Raw genomic sequence first — 18,639 nt, 5'->3', positions numbered from 1 at the left:
CCGTGGCCAATCCGCCGGCCACGGGTTGGTATCGGTTGGGTTGCGCACCGATCAGAGGTTCATCCCAGGTCTATTTCAAGCCTGGTCGGCGCCTTTGAGCACTAGTTACATTCACCCACTATGGCGGGCAGTGGCGCCCGAGTTATGTGGAGGTACCGACGAAAATGATTCACATCGCGCGTACCTGGCGGGTGTTCGCCGGGGGCATGGCCGCCGGTTTCGTCGGCGTCATGATCATTGCGGGCGGTAGAGCATCGGCAGATCCTGGGTTTCCATTGCCTCCATTGCCCCCCGTCCCTACCCCAAGCCCCGCGCAGATGGTGGCACCGCCGGTCCAGAACCTTACGGCGGTCCCCGGAGGCGTCAATACCAACAGGTTCGCCCCGGCACCGGCGCAGGCACCGGCGCCCGCGCCGGCCACGTCGCCGCTTGCACCCACGGGCATCGGGACCGCGCCCGCGGCGGCGCCGATGCCACCCACGATGACTCCGGCCATCACCGGGACGCTGCGGGATTACCTCCACGCGAAAGGAGTCAAGCTCGAGGCCCAGCGGCCCCAGGGGTTCAAGGCGCTCGATATCACGTTGCCGATGCCCCCTCGCTGGACGCATGTGCCCGACCCCAACGTGCCCGACGCGTTCGCCGTGATCGCCGATCGGGTCGGCGGCACCAGCATCTACACGTCGAACGCGCAGGTGGTCGTGTACAAGCTGGTCGGTGACTTCGATCCCGCCGAGGCCATCACCCACGGCTACGTCGACAGCCAGCAACTGCTCGCCTGGCAGACGACCAACGCTTCAATGGCCAACCTCGGCAGCTTCCCGTCGTCAGTCATCGAGGGCACTTACCGCGAAAACGACATGACACTCAACACTTCGCGGCGCCACGTCATCGCCAGCTCAGGACCCGACAAGTACCTGGTGTCGTTGTCGGTGACCACGGCCGCGTCCCAGGCGGTTGCCGATGCCCCGGCCACCGACGCCATCATCAACGGCTTCGGGGTGGCGGCACCAGCGGCGGGCGCTCGGTCCCCCGCGCGGGTCACCGCACCGACGGCGCCTGCCCAGGTGCCCGCCACGCCAAGCCATCCGGCACCCCTTGCCCTGCCGGGACAACAGCCAGTGACCAACCTCGGTCCCGTGCCCAGCCTGGCACCCGCACCGCCGCCTCTCACCACGGTGGCGCCTGTCCCCGGTCGCTAGCCTTCCGCCCATCTGTGGAGTCAAGCAAGCGAGTTCACCGCTGAGCTCGTATTGTGAGCGCATGTTTATCGCGGGCGTACTGTGCATGTGCGCGGCGGTCGCGTCGGCGATATTCGGCGTCTGGTCGCTAGCTCACGAACCCACCCGGGACGCAACCCAGCTGGCGCTGCGCGCGATGGCGCCCACTCAGTTGGCCGCCGCGATCATGCTGGCGGCTGGGGGAGTGGTGGCGCTGGCCGTCTCCCCGCGCACCGCCTTGGTGCTGGTGATCGTCTGTGTTGGCGGTGCATTCGGCACACTGGCCACGGGCTCTTGGCAGAGCGCGCGATACGCGCTCCGCCGTGAGTCGGCGCGCTCGCGCGCGCCCAGCTGCGGCGGCGCCTGCGCAGCCTGCAACCTGTCCTGCCACTAGAACCGCACTTCGTCGTGTTGAAGCGGCTGAAAGCGATCCGGGTCGATACATTCCTCTTGGCATTGGCCGTGACGGTCGCCATCGCCGCCCTGCTGCCGGCTCGCGGTAGCGCCGCCGACATTATGTCGGTCGCAGCCAGAGCGGCCATCGCGTTGCTGTTCTTCCTCTACGGCATCCGGTTGTCGCCGCGGCAAGCGTGGCACGGCGTGCGCCAATGGCGGCTGCACCTTTTGGTGCTGACCACCACTTTTGTTATTTTTCCACTACTCGGACTGGCCGCTCGGGTGCTGGTGCCGTCGCTGCTCACGACCGATCTGTACCACGGGGTGCTGTTCTTGTGTCTCGTCGCGTCGACGATGCAGTCCTCGGTCGCGTTTACGTCGATGGCGCGCGGCCATGTCTCGGCCGCGATTGTCAGCGCTTCCCTGTCCAGCCTGGTCGGTCTCGTTCTCACGCCGCTGTTGGTGGTGCTGCTGATGAACACCGGCGCCGGGTTGCGCGTCGATGACCGTGCGATCAGCGAAATAGTGCTGCAGCTGTTGGTGCCATTCGGGCTGGGTCAGCTGGTTCGGCCATGGCTCGCACCTGTGGTCGCCCAGCGTGCGGCGCTGATCAAGCTGGCCGACCGCGCGTCCATCCTGCTGGTCGTGTACACCGCCTTTTCGATGGGTGTCGTCGAGGGAATCTGGGTCAGCATCGATCCCAGGCATTTGGTCTCGGTCACTGTCGTTGCCCTCGTGCTGCTCGCGGTGGTGCTGACCTGGACGACGGTGATCGGACGGCTGGCGCGGCTCGACCGCGGCGACGCGATCGTGCTGCTTTTCTGCGGTTCCAAAAAGAGCCTGGCCGCGGGGCTTCCGATGGCGTGGGTGTTCTTCGACGCCGCCACGGTCGGGTTGATCATGTTGCCGCTCATGCTCTTTCACCAGATCCAATTGGTCGTCTGCTCGATGATCGCCACCCGGTTGGGGCGCGAGGCGGCCGACGATGCCGGCGCGGCCACGGCCGCCGCAGCGCGGGGGCCCGACGAACCAGGGGAGTGCGTCGATTCCGGCTGACGTCGATCCGCTGAACTCGTATTGTGGGCGCATGTTTATCGCGGGCGTGCAAGACACTGCGCTTTGAACGTCGTGTTAACGCGGCTGAAGGCGCTCCCGATCGATACGTTCCTAGTGGCCTTGGCCGCGACGTTGGCGATTGCCGCCGTCCTACCGGCTCGTGGGCTCGGCGCCGACATGATGTCGGTCGCCGCCAAGGCGGCCATCGCGTTGCTGTTCTTCCTCTACGGCGCCCGGTTGTCGCCGCAACAAGCCTGGCACGGCATGCGCCAGTGGCGACTGCATCTGCTGGTGCTGGCCACCACCTTCGTGGTGTTTCCGCTGCTTGGGCTGGCCGCTCGAGCGCTGGTGCCCTCGGTGCTGACGCCCGACTTGTACACCGGGCTGCTGTTCATGTGCCTAGTCCCGTCGACGGTGCAGTCGGCCATCGCGTTTACGTCGATTGCGCGGGGTCACGTCTCGGCCGCCATGGTCACGGCGTCGTTGTCCAACATCCTCGGCTTGGTGTTGACCCCACTGTTGGTGATGATGCTGATCAACCCCGACGGCGGCAACCTAATCGAAGCCGACGGGGTTCTCGAAATACTGCTGCAGCTGATGGTGCCATTCGGCTTGGGTCAGCTGGCACGCCCGTGGCTCACGCCGGTGCTTGTCCGGCATGCGGTGTTGATCAAATTGGTTGACCGCGGGTCGATTCTGCTGGCCGTGTACACGGCCTTCTCCATGGGCATGGTCGAAGGGGTCTGGGGCAAGGTCGATCCATGGCATCTGGTCTCGGTGGGCATTATCGCCGCCGCCCTGCTGGCGCTGGTGCTTACCTACACCGCCGTCATCGGCCGGATGGCCCGGCTCGGCCGCGGTGACGCGATCGTGCTGCTGTTCTGCGGCTCGAACAAAGCGCTGGCGTCCGGCCTGCCGATGGCGTGGGTGCTGTTCCCCGCGAGCGCCGTCGGGTTGGTGATGGTGCCGTTGATGCTTTTCCACCAATTCCAGCTGATCGCGGGCACGCTGCTCGCCGGCAGGCTGGCGCGGACCGCGGCCGTCTTGGAACCCGACGAAATCGGGGAAGTGCCCTAGTTCCGGCTGACGTCGATCGGGTGGGTAGCCAGCATCGAAAGCGGCAGCGGCTGACGACGCAACACCTGCCCCCACAGGTCTTCCCTCGGCCCAACCAGGACGTCAGATGGCAACGCCGACAACACGATCCAGTCGTCGCGCTCGATTTCGCCTTCGAGCTGACCGATGGTCCAGCCGGAGTAGCCCGCGAAAATCCGCACCCCCTCCACCAACGGCGCGATCAGGTCGGGTTCGGCGTCCAAATCGACCATCACCATCCGGCCGGCGACATGGCGTAAACCCGGCACGCCGTCGGGATCCGCGCCGACCCGCAGTGTCGCCAGACACAGGGCCGCGTCGCGCTTCACCGGGCCCCCAATGAACATCGTCTTGGGCTTGGCCGCGATCTTGGCCCACTGTGGCAACACGTTGTAGACCGCGGTTTCACTGGGCCGGTTGAGTACCACACCCAGGGTGCCGCCGTCGTTGTGCTCGACGATGTAGATCACGCTGCGTCGAAACGTCGGTTCCAGAAGATCAGTGTTGGCCAACAGCAAGGTCCCCGCCCGCACCCGTTGCGCGGCGGGCACCACATAGTCGTCGGGGTCTTCGTGCGGCGCCACCTGAACATCATCGCACCCACTGCAACTGCGTCCGGGGCAAACGAGTGTGGCCCATACATATTTGTAATGTTGACGAGGTCGGCGTAGCACGGCGAGCCTTGCGTGCCCCGATCGTGGAAGTGGGTTCTGTGGTTCAAAGCCGGATGCACGCAATCGCACCCGTCAGTCTGTGGCGGTCGGTGCGTGGTTTGCCCGACTTTTGGCGACTACTTCAGCTGCGCATAGTGAGCCAATTCGGTGATGGCCTCTTCCAGGCGGGTTTGGCCGGAGCGCTGCTGTTCAACCCTGACCGGGCCGCCGATCCGATGGCGATCGCGCGCGCATTCGCGGTGCTGTTCCTGCCCTATTCGCTGCTGGGTCCGTTCGCGGGAGCGATGTTGGACCGCTGGGATCGGCGGTTGGTGCTCGTGGGTGCCAACATCGGCCGCCTCGCGTTCATCGCTGCGATTGGCACGATTCTGGCGCTGGGAGCGGGCGATCTGCTGCTGTTGTGCGTCGCTCTGCTGGCCAACGGCTTGGCCCGGTTCGTCGCCTCGGGCCTGTCGGCGTCATTGCCCCACGTGGTGCCGCGCGAAAAGGTCGTCACGATGAACTCGGTAGCCACCGCATCGGGTGCGGTCGCGGCGTTTCTGGGTGCCAATTTCATGTTGCTGCCACGCTGGCTCGCCGGCGGCGGCGACCGCGGCGCCGCCGCAGTCATTTTCACCGCCGCCATCCCGGTGACGATTGCATTGTTGCTGTCGATGCGGTTCGGCCCACGCGTGCTTGGCCCGGATGACACCAAACGCGCGATCCACGGATCCGCCGTCTACGCGGTGGTCACCGGCTGGCTGCACGGCGTGCGTACGGTCGTCCAGCTCCCGACGGTGGGCGCCGCCCTGTCGGGATTGGCCGCGCATCGCATGGTGGTCGGTATCAACTCGTTGGTCGTCTTGCTGTTGGTCCACCATATGGCCGATGTGGACGTCGAAGGGTTGGGTACCGCTCTGGTGTTCTTCGCCGCGACCGGACTAGGGGCCTTCCTGGCCAACGTGCTGACGCCGGGCCTGATCCGGCGTTGGGGGCGCTACGCGACGGCCAATGGCGCGTTGGTGGCGGCCGCCGTTATCCAGACGGCAGGCGCCGCGCTGCTGCTACCGGTGATGGTGGTGTGTGGCTTTTTGCTGGGTGTGGCCGGCCAGGTGGTCAAGCTGTGCGCCGATTCGGCTATGCAGATCGACGTCGATGACGCGCTGCGCGGTCACGTGTTCGCGGTGCAGGACGCGTTGTTCTGGGTCGCGTACATCGTCTCGGTCACGGTTGCTGCGGCGTTGATTCCCGCGGACGGGCGCGCGCCTATGTTTGTGTTGTTCGGGTCGCTGATCTACCTGATCGGGCTCGGTGTTCATGCCCTCGTCGGCCGGCGAGGCCAACCCGCGAACAATAGTTAGGGAGGTTAAACATGGCCGGTCCCGGTCCTATCGTGGCTGATCTGCGAGCCGAAAGCGACGACCTGGATGCGCTTGTTTCGCCACTTCCACCCGCACGGTGGGCGGAATCGACACCGGCGCCGGGCTGGACCATTGCACACCAGATCGGTCACCTATTGTGGACCGACCGAGTTGCGCTGACGGCGGTCACCGACGAGGCCGCGTTCGCCGGAGTGCTCACCGCCGCCGCGGCTAATCCCGCTGGCTTCGTCGACGCCGGCGCCGAAGAGTTGGCGGCTTTGCCGACAGGCGATCTGCTCAACGACTGGCGAATCACGCGGGGGCGGCTGCATGAGGCGCTGCTGACGGTTGCCGACGGCCGCAAGTTGCCGTGGTTCGGGCCGCCGATGAGTGCGGCATCGATGGCCACCGCGCGGTTGATGGAGACCTGGGCGCACGGATTGGATGTCGCCGACTGTCTCGGTGTTACGCGGCCCGCCACCGACCGACTGCGGTCGATCGCGCACCTCGGCGTTCGAGCCCGCGACTACGCCTTCGTCGTCAACAATCTGAGCCCGCCGACCGAACCGTTCCTGGTCGAGCTGCGCGGGCCCGGCGGGGATACCTGGTCCTGGGGGCCGTCGGACGCGGCCCAGCGCGTCAGCGGATCAGCCGAGGACTTCTGCTTTTTGGTCACTCAACGACGCGCGCTCAGTTCCCTTGATGTGACGGCGGTAGGGGAGGATGCGCAGAAGTGGCTGTCGATCGCGCAAGCCTTCGCGGGGCCGCCCGGCGCCGGGCGATGAGCGCGCCCAGCGCGCGAAGAGAGCCGGGGCCAACTCGGCCTATGAGTGTGACGTCGATGTCGATGTCGCCGTGTCGGTTTGGCTGATCCGACAGTCGGATCTCGCTGTCAGCGATGACGCCACCTGACTGCCAAGCTTGAATTCCACACCGTCAGAACCAAAGATGTAGACGTCGTGGTCGCCGGGCTTGTCTTTCATGACCCCGTAGCCGGTAGCACCGAACTGTTTCGCCCTATTTTTGACGATCTGCACGGCTTGCGACCACTTCTCGTCGGGGATCGGTCCACTGAAACCGGCCATGAAATACGCCACCTTTGCCCTGGTCCATTCGTAGGCACCGCCGCAACCGCGCCAACTGTCGATATCCATCGACCAAGTCAATCCGGGCACTAGCGCCTTGATGGCGTCGGCCATCTCCGTCACCGCGGCCCGGTACTGCGCTTGCGCGGCCTCTAACTCTAACGGAGGTTTGGAACGCAATCCGTTCTCCAGCTCGGCGATCTTTTCGGGGCTCAACGGGCCCATGCTTCCGCCTCGATCTTTGAAACTCGCGCACCCCACCGCAACAACGCACACCAGCGCCAACGGCCACACAAGCGACCACCGCATAACAGGGTTACCACTGGTCCGAGTCGAGGCGTGTCGACAATCCCGCCGGTCTGAACGATGGAACGCGAAATTCCTCTGTTGTGCCTCACGTTGTTTGTTGTGCCCACAGAATTCCGGCAGCGCATACGCTGTCCAGGTCACGGGTGACGTATTGGCGAAGCGGCGGGTGTATCAGCCTGGCTGATACGGCAATCCGACCTTGCCGTCAGAACCGCAGCCACCTGGGTCCCCACCCGGAATTGGACGTCGTCGGTGCCGGCGAAGTAGACGTCATGATCGCCGGGCTTGTCCTTCAAGACACCAAAGTCGTTGGCGCCGAATTTTTTTGCACCATCATTGACGATCTCGATCGCCCGCTGCCATTTGTCATCGGGGATCGGTCCGCTGAAAACGGCCCTCAGGTAGGCCTCCTTGGCGCGCGTCCATTCGTAGTCGCCACCACAACCAGTCCAGCTGTCTGTCTCCAAACGCCAGGTCAATCCGGGGACGAGAGCCACGAGCCCGTCGGCCATCTGGGTCACCGCAGCCCGGTATTGTGCCTGCGCGTCCTCCAGTGGCGGCTTGGACCGCAATCCGTCTTCTAGCGCAGCCAACCGCTCGGGGCTTACCGGCCGGTCTCTGCCGTTCACAGCACCCCCATTTCCACCATTCGTGTTGCCACACCCGACGATGATGGCGCACAGCACAGTGAGCACCAACATCATCCGCCACGACATCAACGACCTCCTCCGGGCGATTCCGGCAAAGCGCCGCCCAGAATGGGTGGCACCAGCGACGGCGTCACCTTGTTGCCCGGCAGCCCGGCGGCGATCGCGGCCAGGTTGTAGCCGGACATCCTTAACTGCTGGTGGCCGCTGGCATCCAGGAATGTACGGGGATAGTCGGCATGGCCGGAAGCCCCATCACGCCAGATGCCGCCGGCGTCGACGCCGGCGTGCGACGACAGCTCTATTAGCCCCGGGGTCGAATAGGGGTTCGGACCCCAGCCGTGTACTGGCGCCAGGGGCGCGACCAAGTTCGTGATCAGGTCCTGCGGTGCCTGCATGACATAGGCCTCACCGTGATCGAGCCCAAGCTGAGCCGGGCTATATAGCTCCAGACCTGGTGAGCCGTAGAACACGGCATCGTTGACCGGGTGAGCCCCTATGGCATTGAGGTCCTGCAATGCCAGCGAAGCGGTCAGCGACCCATAGGAGTGCCCTAGCAACGTGAGGTGGCCGGTGGGGTTATTGACCCGAACTTCCTGCAAGTACCGTGAAAGGTCGGCCGCGCCCACTTTAGCCTGGTCGTCGGTCATGGTGCGCCACAGATCCCACGCGCTTCCGGTGTCGAGCGGATTGGGCGGCGGCGTGTAACCCATCCACGCAATCGCGGCAACGGACGCCGGCTTACCGGCTTTGAGAAGTTGCGTCTGTTCTTCCAACCGCAGCTCCCGCGCCTCGCTGACCATGTCGGGTAGCGTGCCCCGCGTGGTAGACCCAACTCCGGGCACGGTCACCGACACGTTAGCGGCGGTGTCGGGGTTGCCTACAGCGACCGCCGCGAGCACCTGCTGACCCGGATCATCTGGAATTCGCAACTGGGTCAGATAGGTCTCTGGCGCTCTGGTCAGTGCCTGTTCGATCGAGTCAAGTTCGCCCATTCGGCCTTTTGCGGCGGTCAGCTGATCACTAAGGGCTGCAAGTTGGCCCATAACGTCGCCGTCGAGAACGCCATTGTTGTAGTCCGTGGCAGCCTGGGTCGCTAGCTGGTCATGCTGCGCCTGCAGCTGCCCGATGTGGGCTTGCAGCCTGGCGCGCTCCTCGCGCAGCCGTTCCTCGTTGGCGTCGCTTGCCCGCTGAGTGGGCGTTAGCCCCTCGGGGCCAACCGGCGGGCCAGCGTCGGCGGGGATGGGCACGTCGCCATCGGCCATGTTGACCGCCAAGGCCAACACTTCATCGACCGCGTTGGCCTCGGCCACAATCTCGTCAAGCCGTGGCTGTAACTCAGCTTGCTTGTCCAGCATCCGCGCCCACTCGGCGGCGCTGTACCGCAATCGGGGTATCGCCACCACCCGGTTGCTCGCCGCATCGACTTCCAGCTCGGCAGCAGCGGCATCCGCGCGTAGCGAGGCCAACTTGGATTGCACATTCACGATGCCGTCAGCTGCCCTGTCAGCCGCCCGCGCCACAGCTAACGCCTCGTGGCCGTGTGCATCTAGATCTTGGCGAATCCCGGCATTTTGGTGCCCGGCGGCTTCGGCGGTCTTTCCGCCTGAGTTCGCAAATATCGTCAGCGACGCCAATTCCCGCGACACGTCGAAAGTCACCTCGGCCCGACCAGTGGCAGCATGAAACACCTCGCGCACCGCTTGCGGGCTCCACCGATCAATATCGACCACCGACAACGCCACGAATTAAACCTTGTTGGAACTGACCGTTATATCGGCCGCAGCACCTACGCTGGCAAGCGCGCGCGCCCGTTCCTCCTCAGCTGCGGCATGTTGGATGGCAGCCTCCTGCAGGCCATATGCGTGACTGCCGATGCCGGTCACCAGCGCGGTCGATTTCTTTAGCCAGTCCGCCATTTTGGCGTTGATCGCCAGCGCCGACGCCCCCTGCCATCCGGACTGCGCAGCTTCAATCCGCTTGTCGGACAACAAGTGTCCCGCTGCGAGCTCCTCGCCCTGCCCGCTCACGTGCGCCGCGGAGCGCATCCACTGCTCCGGACTGATCTGAAACACCGTTATCTCTGGTCCCTCGGGTCGCCGTCGACAACAACGCGTGCGCGCGCCACCGCCTCCTTGTCGGCAGCGCCGGCGCTTCCGCGGGCCAGCATCCCTGCCGGCGACATCGGCATCGGCGCACCGCCCATCGCGCTCGACGCCGTAGGACCGCGGACTTCGGCGGCGTTGAGCACACCGGCGCGCAGGCTGGTCGGTCGGCCGCCCGGCTCGAAGCTGCTAGTGGGGCGCGTGTAGCTGGTCAGCCCAGCGCCGGGAAAAGCACCGGCCCCACTCGCACCCCCGCCGGACACCGCGCCGCCTGCCGTCCCACCCACGGCCGCCACCGGTTCGGCGACGACCGCCGCAGCATTCGACGCCCCGCCCGTCGGAAACATTCCGCCCATCGCCTGCATCATGCTCTGCGGCAAGCTGCTGAAGCCCTGGATCGCTTGCATCGGCATTTGGGCTAACTGCTTCAGCGGTTCGGTGGCACTGGACACCAACTGCATAGGCTGCTGCATCAGTGAACTGACCTGCCCGGTCGCTTCGGCTGGGGAGGAAGTCGTTTGCCCCGCCGTCTGCGCAACCTGGCTCGACGCCTGCACCGCATTGTTCAGGCCGGTCTGCGCCGCCGCTTGGGCCACCGTCTCCGCGGCAGCTGCCGGCGCGGCCGGGGAGGCACCCATCGGCGCAATCGGCGGAGGAACTGTCAGGGCCGCGATCAAGGCGCTCAGCGCGCCCGAGTACGTCCAGCCGACGCTTGAGTTGTGCGGCCAGTGTTCGCCGAAGTATTCGGAGTCGCGTTCGACAATCGCCGGGGTGTTGATGCCGAAGAAGTTGGTGGCGTTCAGAACTCCCCACTCATCCCGGTTGGTCTGGGAAACCACTGACGGGATGACCGAGGACCGCGCGATCGTGAAGGCTTCGACGGCGGCTTGCGTGATGTTGATCTTCTCGGCGGTCCAACCGACGAGCGTCTGCAAGCCGACGTTGAGTCCGGTAGCCGCAACGGTCGAAGCAACCGCACCCACGCCCTGCCACTGCGCGGCCGTCGCCAAGGTGTTAAGCGCGGACAGGCCCGCCGACAGTTCCTTATTAGCGGTCTCGGTGACCCATACGACGTTGTTGGCGATTACCGAGGCAGGCGAACCGGCCTCGAAGATCGCCGCGACGACCTCGGGCGGACCTGTCCACCGAGGATCGGGCATCCCGTCCTCCTACAGGCCGAGAGTGGCTGCGTTGGCACCCTCGGCGGCGACTGTGGCACCGGAAGCCAGGCCCTGCGCCCCGGCGAAGCCTGCCCGCTGCCCGGCGTGCTCGGCAGCCGTGGCCAGGTAGGCAGCTCCAGCGGCGTTCAGCGCGGCCGCAAATTCAATCGAGTCAGCGTCGGGCGCCATTGGCATCACCCCGGTGAGCGCAGCCGCTCCAGCCGCGGTCGTTGCCGCCATTTCCTCGCTGATTCCCGCTTCCGCCGCCGCCGACAAATCGACGGCGCCTGGAACCATGCCGAACAGCCCACCCATGTCTGCCTCCAAACTTGATTGCGCAGCTTGCCCCCGCAAGCGAAGTTGTCTGAGTCTAAAGTCGGCCGCGCCCGCTGTCGATTCAGGTTCCCGGGTCGCCTACCAGCACTCCTTCGATCACGCCATCGGTCGTGACCAGCAGTCCCCGCCCGGGCGGCAGTTGCTGGGCACTCGTCCTGCCGAACACCTTCACCGCGGCCGGGTCGTTATCCATGAACAGCGTGGGCGCGCGCGAGCCCGTCATTTTCTGCAGGAACGGATTGGTCACCGACACCCCCGCCCAGTTCCCGGGCAAACGCGTCGCAATGACATGCAGACCGATCTCGCGACCACGTTCTATCAATCCCCACAATGGGGCCGTCGCCGCGCCTTTGCCGACCACACCATGGGGTCGCAGTTCCTGCTCATCGTCGATCAGGACGAAATGATGCGGGCCTTCCCAGTCGCTACGGTTGAGCAGCTCCTCCTGGCTCAGACCCGAGGGAGGAAGGCGATCGCGCAGAATCTGGGCCACTTCGCCGATCACCGTGTCGATATCGTCGGCTGTGTAGGCGTATGCCCGCACATGATCACCCTGGATCTTGCCAATGAGCGAGGTCTTGGGGTCGATGATCGTGATCTGGGCCTGCTCGGGCGTGAAACGGCTCATGATCGCCTCGCCGAAAGCTGCCAAAGTCGTTGTCTTCCCACATAACTGGCGGCCGACCACCAGCAGGTTGGGCACCGCTCGGGCCGGCAGCACCGCCGGTTGCAGAGCGGTTTCGCCAATACCGAAGGGAAGGTTCAATGGGTCGGCCGCCTCGGCAGCGCCCGCAAATGCGGCCATCACCTCGCTGAGCTGAACCCGCCCAGGAAGCCGCGCCAGGCTCTCCACCCGTCCGGCGCCGGTCAGGCCCGCGATGAGCGGGCCGACCTCGCGAGTCGCCACTCGTTCGCCACTAGCACCGATGATCTCCGGCACCCCAACCAGCAGCTCGTAGCCATCCCGGGTAACGCCGAACCCAGGCCGGTCCAGCGTGTTGCGCGCGGCCTTCTTTCGCTCAAAGCCTTCGCCCATCTGCGTTTCGTCGGGGTTGCTCAATCGCAACTGGATGCGTGCGTTGGACACGTTGACCAGTTGCTGCTTCTGCCCTACCAACCATGCCGTGGCGCTGGTCATGATGTGCACCCCATACGACAGACCCTGGCGCGCGATCACGATCGCACGCTCTCCCATCACGGCGTCTTTGTCGTAGAGGTCGCTGAAGTTGTCGATGACGAGGAAGACGTCGCCGAACTTGTCACCCGGGTCGGTGCGTCCCGAACCGTCCGCGCCATCTGCGCCGAATCGTCGTTGCCGGAATTCGGAGATGTCGATCTGGTACCTCTTGAACGACGCCTCACGGGCCAGGATCAGCCCCTCGATCGAGGCGATGGTCCGTGACACGCCCTCGCTGTCGGTCGGGCTAACCACCGACGCCACATGCGGCAGCTCTTCGACCGGGTACAGCGACGCCCCGATACAGAAGAACGTCACCCGTTCGGGCCGGTACATCAACGCCGCGGAGGTCATCAACGTCATCAACGTGGTGGACTTGCCGCGCTGGGCCGTCGCGACCACCATGATGTTGTCCATCTCGGCGTCGAGGGCGTGCACCCGTTGGGTGTGTTCCTCGGGGATGTCCACAACTCCCACCGGAAACACCAGACCGGGATTTTCCCCGTAATCGACATCCCAGGTGTTTCCGCGCCAACGGGCCACCAACATGTCGATCGGCTCGCTGACTTCTAAAGGCGGAAGCCAGATCTGGTGCGGCGGGCGCGCAGGGTGCGAAACAAGGGAGTCCCGGATCACGTCGACGAGCTTCTTTTTTCGGAAGCCATCGGAATGAAAGAGAAACTCGTCGGGTTCTTCGGGTTCGTCGGCCGTCGCCAAAGCCGCGCTGTCCGCTTCACTTAGCGGCTGGTACTCCCAGGTGTATGCACGCGGCTGAGAAAAGCTCACGGCCACAGTCTTGTTCACTTCCACTACCCGCTTCGGCACTACAAACGGAGCCGACACGTAAAAGCACCGGAATTGCTCCAGGTCACGCGGCCCAACTTTGAGAAGTGCGTAGCCGTTTTCCTTCGACGGCAGGTGCAGCGCCGAGTCACTGCCGATCACGTCTCGAGAATCCTCCGCGGTCTCGGCGCGCAGGGCCACTCGAAAGGCGATGTTGCTCTTCACCTTACTTAGTGACGACAGATCCAAGCGCTGGCCTCCGAGGGTGAAGAAGACGTTGCAGCCACGACCCTCCTGCCCAATGTGGATTACCAGATCGATCCACTCCGGATGGTGTATGAACAACTCGAGATACTCATCGATGATCACCAGCAGAATGGGAACCGGCTCCAGATCCCTTCCGGCGAGCCGCATCTCCTCGTATTCGTTGGCGTCACGGGCTCCGGCGTCTTTGAAAAGCCGGTAGCGCCTGGCGATCTCGCCGTTAATGGCTTTGCGCATCCGCTCGGCCAAATGGCGGTCGTCCTTGCCGAGGTTGGACAGCGAGCCGGCGACGTGCGGGAAACCTTGCAGATCCTGAGCCGCTGACTCGAACTTCATGTCCACAAAGATCACGATGAACGTTTCCGGGGAGTGGGTCAGCGCGATCCCGCTGCACAACGACAGGAAGTACTCCGACTTACCGGAGCCAGACGTCCCGATCACTACCGAGTGAAAGCCGTAACCGCCGAAGTCCTTGGCGCGCAAGATTACGTACTGAAGCTCGCCGCCCTGCTTGACGCCGACCGGCACCATCGCCCATTTCGGGTCGCCCCGACCGCGACTTTCGGCCCAGAGTCTGTCAACGTCCAATTCCCGTGGATCGGTGATGCCCAGTGCGCGCAGCAATTCGCCGCCTTGACTGTCGGTTTCGGACAACTCCCCGGCGCTCATCGGTGACCAGCGGGCCAGCGCCCGCGCATATCTGTTGGCGGTGCTGTCGGCGAGCACATCCGCCACCGCGTAGAAGGTGCCGCGATGCATCAGCCGGCCATCGCGCAGCGCGAAGCGCTGGCTCTCGTCGGCGAACCCGACTCCCACACCGACCCGAGTCGCCAGCCGCAACACCGTAATGCCCGCCATGCCCTTCTGACCGGTCACGCCCTCCCATTGCTCGGGGGTGCCCACGTTGTCGTCGACGATCACCCAGTGCGGGCCCAGTACCAGACCGGTAGCCGACTCCATGGGCGACGGCATAGACGTCGGGCTGGCTCCGACCGGCGGCGCCCACGGTCCACGGCCCTTGCGGTGCAGCTCCGCATCGAGCGCCTCTTCTAGTTCGGTCGGAGACGCGAACACCAGCCGGCGCAGTCCGCAGGCATCGAACATCTCGTCGTGCTGGTTGTGCGGGAGCCACACCAGCCACGACCACAGCTCGGGATGGCGGGTGACGACCATCAGCTTGAGATCATTGGGGCTGTGGTACACCGCAAGTGCGCACAAAATCGATCGCGCCAGACTGTGTAGTTCGCTCGGATCGTCGCCAATGAAACTGAATCCGGGTTTGGATCGCAGGCTCAGCACCTTCCCGATTCCACGAATCTTGCTCTGCTCGAGGATGAAATCCCTTAGCGCACCGCCGGTTACCGGTTCGAGCTCTTCTCCGATCGGAACGTCGGGCCACTGCAAGGTAACCGCCGATTCGCTGGCCTGCTGCACGCCGATCCCAAGACGGACGTCGAGGAAGTCAGGGTCGGTGGGCCGTCGCTCCCACATTCGTGGGCCGCCGATCACGGTGTCCAGCTGCTGCGGATCAGCATGGACGAAGAGTTGACTGCGGCGCTGTTGCTGGGCGGCGCGCTGCACCTCGTCGCGATCGTCATCGAGTTGGCGTAAATAGCTACGGCGTTGCTTTTCTTGTTCTCCCCAACTGATTCGGCGGCCCCGGCCAAACCGTCCGCCGAACATCAGGGCGCCGAACCCGACGAGGCCGATCATCGGGAAGAATCCAGACTGTAGCGACCGTATGCCCGAGGCGTACATCACCACCAGGGTGCCGACTATGCCCACCAGCAGCGCTGGAAGCGCGATCATCAACAGGATGTTGCGCGGTTCACGTTCTGGCAATGCCAGGGGCGCCGCGACAGCCAATCGCACCGGCGGAACATCTGGCGGTGGCGTGCGCTTGCCGCGGACGAAGCCTCGCTTGGACATGCCTAACCCCCGACGCTCAGTTGATTGGAATCGGGAACGGGCGCCACCACTCCGCCTCCTGGGACGACATCGCGGGCAACGAGTGCCCCGCCGCGGCTGATTGCGGGTCCGGGCGCAAACGCTCGCACGATCGGCCAGGGCGCTTGCATCGCGAAACGTGGATCCAGCGCCAATGCCTGCAGCGTCTGGTGATCCGATTGGATGCCATACCGAACGCCTTGTGGCGAAAGCCAATACAAGCTTTCCCGACTGTCGGCCGTCGCCACCCCGCTCGTCGTCGCGATGAAGTTGGCCGCTCCAGGCAACACCAGCGTCTGGTGTGCTTCGGCCGAGTCAGGGTTGCGGTCGTCGCGAACCAGTTGCACCAGGCGCGAATCCATACTGATCGGGACCGGCAGGCCCCGACCGGTGAAGATGGTGATCCTGGCCTGCGGGTCGCCGGCCTGCTTCTCCCACCCCACGCAGGTCACCGGATTAGCCACGGTGTCAATGAATTCCAGCTTTCCCGACGGGTAGTAGTCGACGTTGAGCACGTCGACGACGGGAATGTGGATCAGCTTGTCTGGAGCGATCAGGGTTGGTGTGGTCGAGCCCTGTGAGTCGCCGGTGCGCAACAGGTCCGCGACGAAACCGGTGATCTTCTGTACTCCGCCGGGCAACAACACGTAGAAGCCGTTGACGACTCCGTTCGCATCGCGGGATTCCAGCACACTGCCCACCTTTGAGCCGGATAGCCATTGTGACGGTGCACCGGCTTCCGGGATTGCCGGCAGCACAATGGGTTCCGTCGACGGCATCGCGTCGAACAGCGCGTTGGAAATCTCGATCGGGTACGTCGTCCCCGGATCAAGACCAAGGTTGAACGTCACGGATCGGTCGGTCGGGTCGATGCGGGACCGCTGCCCGCCCCAGATCACATAGGTCGCACCCTGGTGCGTCGCGAGGACGGCCTGCTTCGGGCCCATCGCGGCGGCGCGGCCCACCGGCACGAGTTGGCCCGCAATGGCGGTTACCACCGGAGTCGTCCCGCTAGCCCTCGTGGCTCCCCCAGTTTGCGAGGTGTCGCAGACCGACCAAGCCGATATGGCGCTGGATGTGACCGGCAGGCTGTCTGGCACACCGGGAATACCGATCATCGGTCCGGTCGGGTACTTGGCGATCTCGGTTGCGGTGACCCAAGTCGGGGTTGCGGCATTTCCCACCGCCAGCCGCGCGGACGTCAGGTTCAGCGCGGGGTAGAGGCGCCCATTGATCTTCGCGTAAACGGCGCCGGTGTCGCGGTTTCCGACGATAGCCGACTGACCGATCAAACCCGCGGGCTTCATGAAGTGGAGCAAAGCCATCCAGCCGATACCGAGAAGGACCAGAACGATCGACAGTGCCACTGCCGCTTGCTGTTTGCGATCGTCATGTTTCATCCGCACCGAAAATCTCGTGATCGCCGCGCGCAACCGTCGGTTGTAGAACAGGTGCCCCGAATTCTGGTCCCGGTTGGACAGATTGAGTGGCACAGGTCAGTCTCCTTCCGGTGCCGATCACGCATCGGTCTGTCGTATCGGCACCGACGTCAATGCAAGGGGCCGCCGTACCGTGCCTGGTTCTCGGCCTCCGCCTCTTGTCGCAGCGCTGCGAGTGCGAGGTTCAATCTGTCCGCCAGCTCACCATGGGCGTAGCTGGTCATTACGTTCGGATGCAACGTCAACTCGAGCAACCGTCCGTCGGAATTTGCAACGGCGTGAATATCTCCCAAGTCCACGCTGTAGGTGACGGTCTCGGCCTGCGCGACAAGTGCTTCCCACTTCTCGGCTGCCTCGCTCAGTTCACGAAGAACCGATTCGACGAGGTCCCGGTCGCTGAGATCGCCAAGTTCGCTGCGGCCCGACCCCGACACCATGACAGTATGTCCACGCCCCCGACCAGCGTCAATTCATCACAGAACATACTCAGCGACTGAGTTTCTGGAACCAGGCGAAGTGATAGTTCGCCGCAACGGGGTCCGCCGTGACGCTGCCCTCGGTGGCGGCCAACAACATGCAGTTGAGCAACAGCACAGGCGCGACATCGGGATACTGGGCCAACACCTGGTAGCGCGCGGTCTCGAGATGTACCCGCAGTAGCTCCAGCTCCTCGTCCACAACGGCGGTCCCAGCAGCGGCGGCCGTAGCCAGCGTGTGCACCATCCGCGGCAATCCGTCACGCGTGGTCGTTGCGTTGCCCAGCTCCCGGCCCAAGTCTTTGACTTCCGGCACCTCGCGTGGCCGCATCGAAGCCTTCGTGGCGATGAGGTGTGGCGTCCAGCTCGTCGAGTCGCCGGGAGTGTAGGTCGCGCAGCGTGTCGTGGCGCCCAGTAGCGCCGACGCCGAGCCGCCGCGCCGCTCCGGGTCCAACAACCGCACGCCCTCGGGAAGCGTGATACCTGGTGGGATCCAACCATGGGCGAGGTCGGTGACCAATATCGTTGTGCCGTCCACGTGGTCGCCAACCGCCCAGTTCAGCCGTGGTTCTTGACGGGCTACGAACGCGAGCAGCCGATGCAACCGCTCGTCGGCGGATTCCGGATCGACATCGAGCGGCTCCTTGATGGCCGGCTCCTTGACGGCCGGCATGACCCGGGTCGTATCCAGATCTGTGCCGTACCCCCGGGACACCTGCTGCGTGATCCGGCGCCGCTGACGCATCGCGGACTCGACCCGTCGCACAGCTAGCGCCCGCGCTTGGTCTATCACGTTGGCCACTTCGGCTCTGCGGGCAGATTCAACCAAACCGGCACGCCTGATCATCATCAGCTCGTCGTTGGCAGACCTAGCTATGCGCTGCAGGTCATCGTTGAGATGCGCTGCGAGCGTTGATATTCCGGCATCGCTTGATGACAGCTCCGCAGGCCACAGCCCACCGATCACCCAGGGGGTGCAATCGACCGGAGAGCTGAAAGTGGGAATCGTCAATGATTCCTGCGTCGCTCTGCGAAGGCGCCTACGCGCCGTCATCCGACCGAAGATCGCCACCGGGCTAGCGTACCGGCCTGTGCGGGTGGTGAATTGTGTGGCTGGGCCGACCTCGGTA

Annotated in this window: 17 protein-coding genes; 6 read left to right on the top strand and 11 right to left on the bottom strand. The window is 64.6% G+C overall.

The window, feature by feature from the left end; translation table 11 throughout:
- The first annotated feature begins 164 nt into the window (after positions 1-164).
- The 4 genes from AADZ78_RS00295 (at position 165) to AADZ78_RS00280 (ending at position 3,749) form a co-directional block, all read left to right on the top strand.
- Entirely contained in the window at positions 165-1,202 is a 1,038-nt protein-coding gene (locus AADZ78_RS00295) for an LpqN/LpqT family lipoprotein (protein ID WP_085253028.1), read from the top strand.
- Between the two features lie 61 nt (positions 1,203-1,263).
- On the top strand, positions 1,264-1,614 hold the full coding sequence (locus AADZ78_RS00290) for a hypothetical protein (RefSeq protein ID WP_085253027.1): 351 nt from the start codon (positions 1,264-1,266) through the stop codon (positions 1,612-1,614).
- A gap of 17 nt (positions 1,615-1,631) precedes the next feature.
- A complete protein-coding gene (locus AADZ78_RS00285) occupies positions 1,632-2,672 on the top strand; it encodes a bile acid:sodium symporter family protein (RefSeq protein ID WP_372510603.1) in 1,041 nt (346 codons plus the stop codon).
- Between the two features lie 72 nt (positions 2,673-2,744).
- Positions 2,745-3,749, top strand: a complete 1,005-nt coding sequence (locus AADZ78_RS00280) for a bile acid:sodium symporter family protein (RefSeq protein ID WP_085253025.1) — start codon at positions 2,745-2,747, stop codon at positions 3,747-3,749.
- On the opposite strand, the gene AADZ78_RS00275 is transcribed toward AADZ78_RS00280, so the two are convergent.
- Positions 3,746-4,351 (bottom strand): YqgE/AlgH family protein, encoded by a 606-nt coding sequence (locus tag AADZ78_RS00275; protein ID WP_085253024.1) that lies wholly within the window; start codon positions 4,349-4,351, stop codon positions 3,746-3,748. The two genes, AADZ78_RS00280 and AADZ78_RS00275, sit on opposite strands and share 4 nt — an antisense overlap.
- 143 nt (positions 4,352-4,494) lie before the next feature.
- On the opposite strand from AADZ78_RS00275, the gene AADZ78_RS00270 reads away from it, so the two are divergent.
- Positions 4,495-5,781: an MFS transporter gene (locus tag AADZ78_RS00270; protein ID WP_085253047.1), complete on the top strand. Its 1,287-nt coding sequence runs from the start codon at positions 4,495-4,497 to the stop codon at positions 5,779-5,781.
- 11 nt (positions 5,782-5,792) lie between these two features.
- Positions 5,793-6,566 carry a TIGR03084 family metal-binding protein gene (locus AADZ78_RS00265; RefSeq protein ID WP_085253023.1) on the top strand — a complete coding sequence of 258 codons (774 nt, stop codon included), beginning with the start codon at positions 5,793-5,795 and terminating at the stop codon, positions 6,564-6,566.
- A 39-nt stretch (positions 6,567-6,605) separates the two neighbouring features.
- Here AADZ78_RS00265 and AADZ78_RS00260 read toward each other — a convergent pair whose 3' ends face one another.
- The 10 genes from AADZ78_RS00260 to AADZ78_RS00215 all read right to left on the bottom strand — a co-directional run bounded on the left by AADZ78_RS00260 (position 6,606) and on the right by AADZ78_RS00215 (position 18,581).
- Positions 6,606-7,175 carry an LppA family lipoprotein gene (locus AADZ78_RS00260; RefSeq protein WP_085253022.1) on the bottom strand — a complete coding sequence of 190 codons (570 nt, stop codon included), beginning with the start codon at positions 7,173-7,175 and terminating at the stop codon, positions 6,606-6,608.
- Between the two features lie 137 nt (positions 7,176-7,312).
- Entirely contained in the window at positions 7,313-7,891 is a 579-nt protein-coding gene (locus AADZ78_RS00255; protein ID WP_085253021.1) for an LppA family lipoprotein, read from the bottom strand.
- Positions 7,891-9,567 (bottom strand): alpha/beta hydrolase family protein, encoded by a 1,677-nt coding sequence (locus AADZ78_RS00250; protein WP_085253020.1) that lies wholly within the window; start codon positions 9,565-9,567, stop codon positions 7,891-7,893. The genes AADZ78_RS00255 and AADZ78_RS00250 overlap by 1 nt, the downstream gene beginning before the upstream one ends.
- A gap of 3 nt (positions 9,568-9,570) precedes the next feature.
- Complete coding sequence (locus AADZ78_RS00245; RefSeq protein WP_085253019.1) at positions 9,571-9,897, bottom strand: WXG100 family type VII secretion target; 327 nt, start codon at positions 9,895-9,897, stop codon at positions 9,571-9,573.
- Between the two features lie 2 nt (positions 9,898-9,899).
- Complete coding sequence (locus AADZ78_RS00240; RefSeq protein ID WP_085253018.1) at positions 9,900-11,087, bottom strand: PPE domain-containing protein; 1,188 nt, start codon at positions 11,085-11,087, stop codon at positions 9,900-9,902.
- A 9-nt stretch (positions 11,088-11,096) separates the two neighbouring features.
- Positions 11,097-11,402 (bottom strand): PE family protein, encoded by a 306-nt coding sequence (locus tag AADZ78_RS00235; protein WP_224770099.1) that lies wholly within the window; start codon positions 11,400-11,402, stop codon positions 11,097-11,099.
- Between the two features lie 82 nt (positions 11,403-11,484).
- Entirely contained in the window at positions 11,485-15,576 is a 4,092-nt protein-coding gene (gene eccCa / locus AADZ78_RS00230) for a type VII secretion protein EccCa (protein ID WP_085253017.1), read from the bottom strand.
- Positions 15,577-15,578: 2 nt separating this feature from the next.
- Positions 15,579-17,087: a type VII secretion protein EccB gene (gene eccB, locus AADZ78_RS00225; RefSeq protein ID WP_085253016.1), complete on the bottom strand. Its 1,509-nt coding sequence runs from the start codon at positions 17,085-17,087 to the stop codon at positions 15,579-15,581.
- Positions 17,088-17,143: 56 nt separating this feature from the next.
- A complete protein-coding gene (locus AADZ78_RS00220; RefSeq protein WP_085253015.1) occupies positions 17,144-17,470 on the bottom strand; it encodes a DUF2710 family protein in 327 nt (108 codons plus the stop codon).
- 49 nt (positions 17,471-17,519) lie between these two features.
- A complete protein-coding gene (locus AADZ78_RS00215) occupies positions 17,520-18,581 on the bottom strand; it encodes a DUF5631 domain-containing protein (protein ID WP_085253014.1) in 1,062 nt (353 codons plus the stop codon).
- Positions 18,582-18,639: the final 58 nt, after the last annotated feature.

It is taken from the genome of Mycobacterium riyadhense (assembly GCF_963853645.1).
Lineage (GTDB): Bacteria > Actinomycetota > Actinomycetes > Mycobacteriales > Mycobacteriaceae > Mycobacterium > Mycobacterium riyadhense.
The sequence above is the reverse complement of the archived record's forward strand: the minus strand, read 5'-3'. Positions and strand labels throughout refer to the sequence as shown.

Excerpts from the sequence above, each read along its gene's own strand:
- AADZ78_RS00235 (WP_224770099.1), bottom strand. The coding sequence starts at position 11,402 with ATGGGTGGGCTGTTCGGCATGGTTCCAGGCGCCGTCGATTTGTCGGCG.
- AADZ78_RS00290 (WP_085253027.1), top strand. The coding sequence starts at position 1,264 with ATGTTTATCGCGGGCGTACTGTGCATGTGCGCGGCGGTCGCGTCGGCG.
- AADZ78_RS00240 (WP_085253018.1), bottom strand. The coding sequence starts at position 11,087 with ATGCCCGATCCTCGGTGGACAGGTCCGCCCGAGGTCGTCGCGGCGATC.
- AADZ78_RS00270 (WP_085253047.1), top strand. The coding sequence starts at position 4,495 with ATGCACGCAATCGCACCCGTCAGTCTGTGGCGGTCGGTGCGTGGTTTG.
- AADZ78_RS00265 (WP_085253023.1), top strand. The coding sequence starts at position 5,793 with ATGGCCGGTCCCGGTCCTATCGTGGCTGATCTGCGAGCCGAAAGCGAC.
- eccCa (WP_085253017.1), bottom strand. The coding sequence starts at position 15,576 with ATGTCCAAGCGAGGCTTCGTCCGCGGCAAGCGCACGCCACCGCCAGAT.
- AADZ78_RS00220 (WP_085253015.1), bottom strand. The coding sequence starts at position 17,470 with ATGGTGTCGGGGTCGGGCCGCAGCGAACTTGGCGATCTCAGCGACCGG.
- AADZ78_RS00260 (WP_085253022.1), bottom strand. The coding sequence starts at position 7,175 with ATGCGGTGGTCGCTTGTGTGGCCGTTGGCGCTGGTGTGCGTTGTTGCG.
- AADZ78_RS00295 (WP_085253028.1), top strand. The coding sequence starts at position 165 with ATGATTCACATCGCGCGTACCTGGCGGGTGTTCGCCGGGGGCATGGCC.
- AADZ78_RS00255 (WP_085253021.1), bottom strand. The coding sequence starts at position 7,891 with ATGTCGTGGCGGATGATGTTGGTGCTCACTGTGCTGTGCGCCATCATC.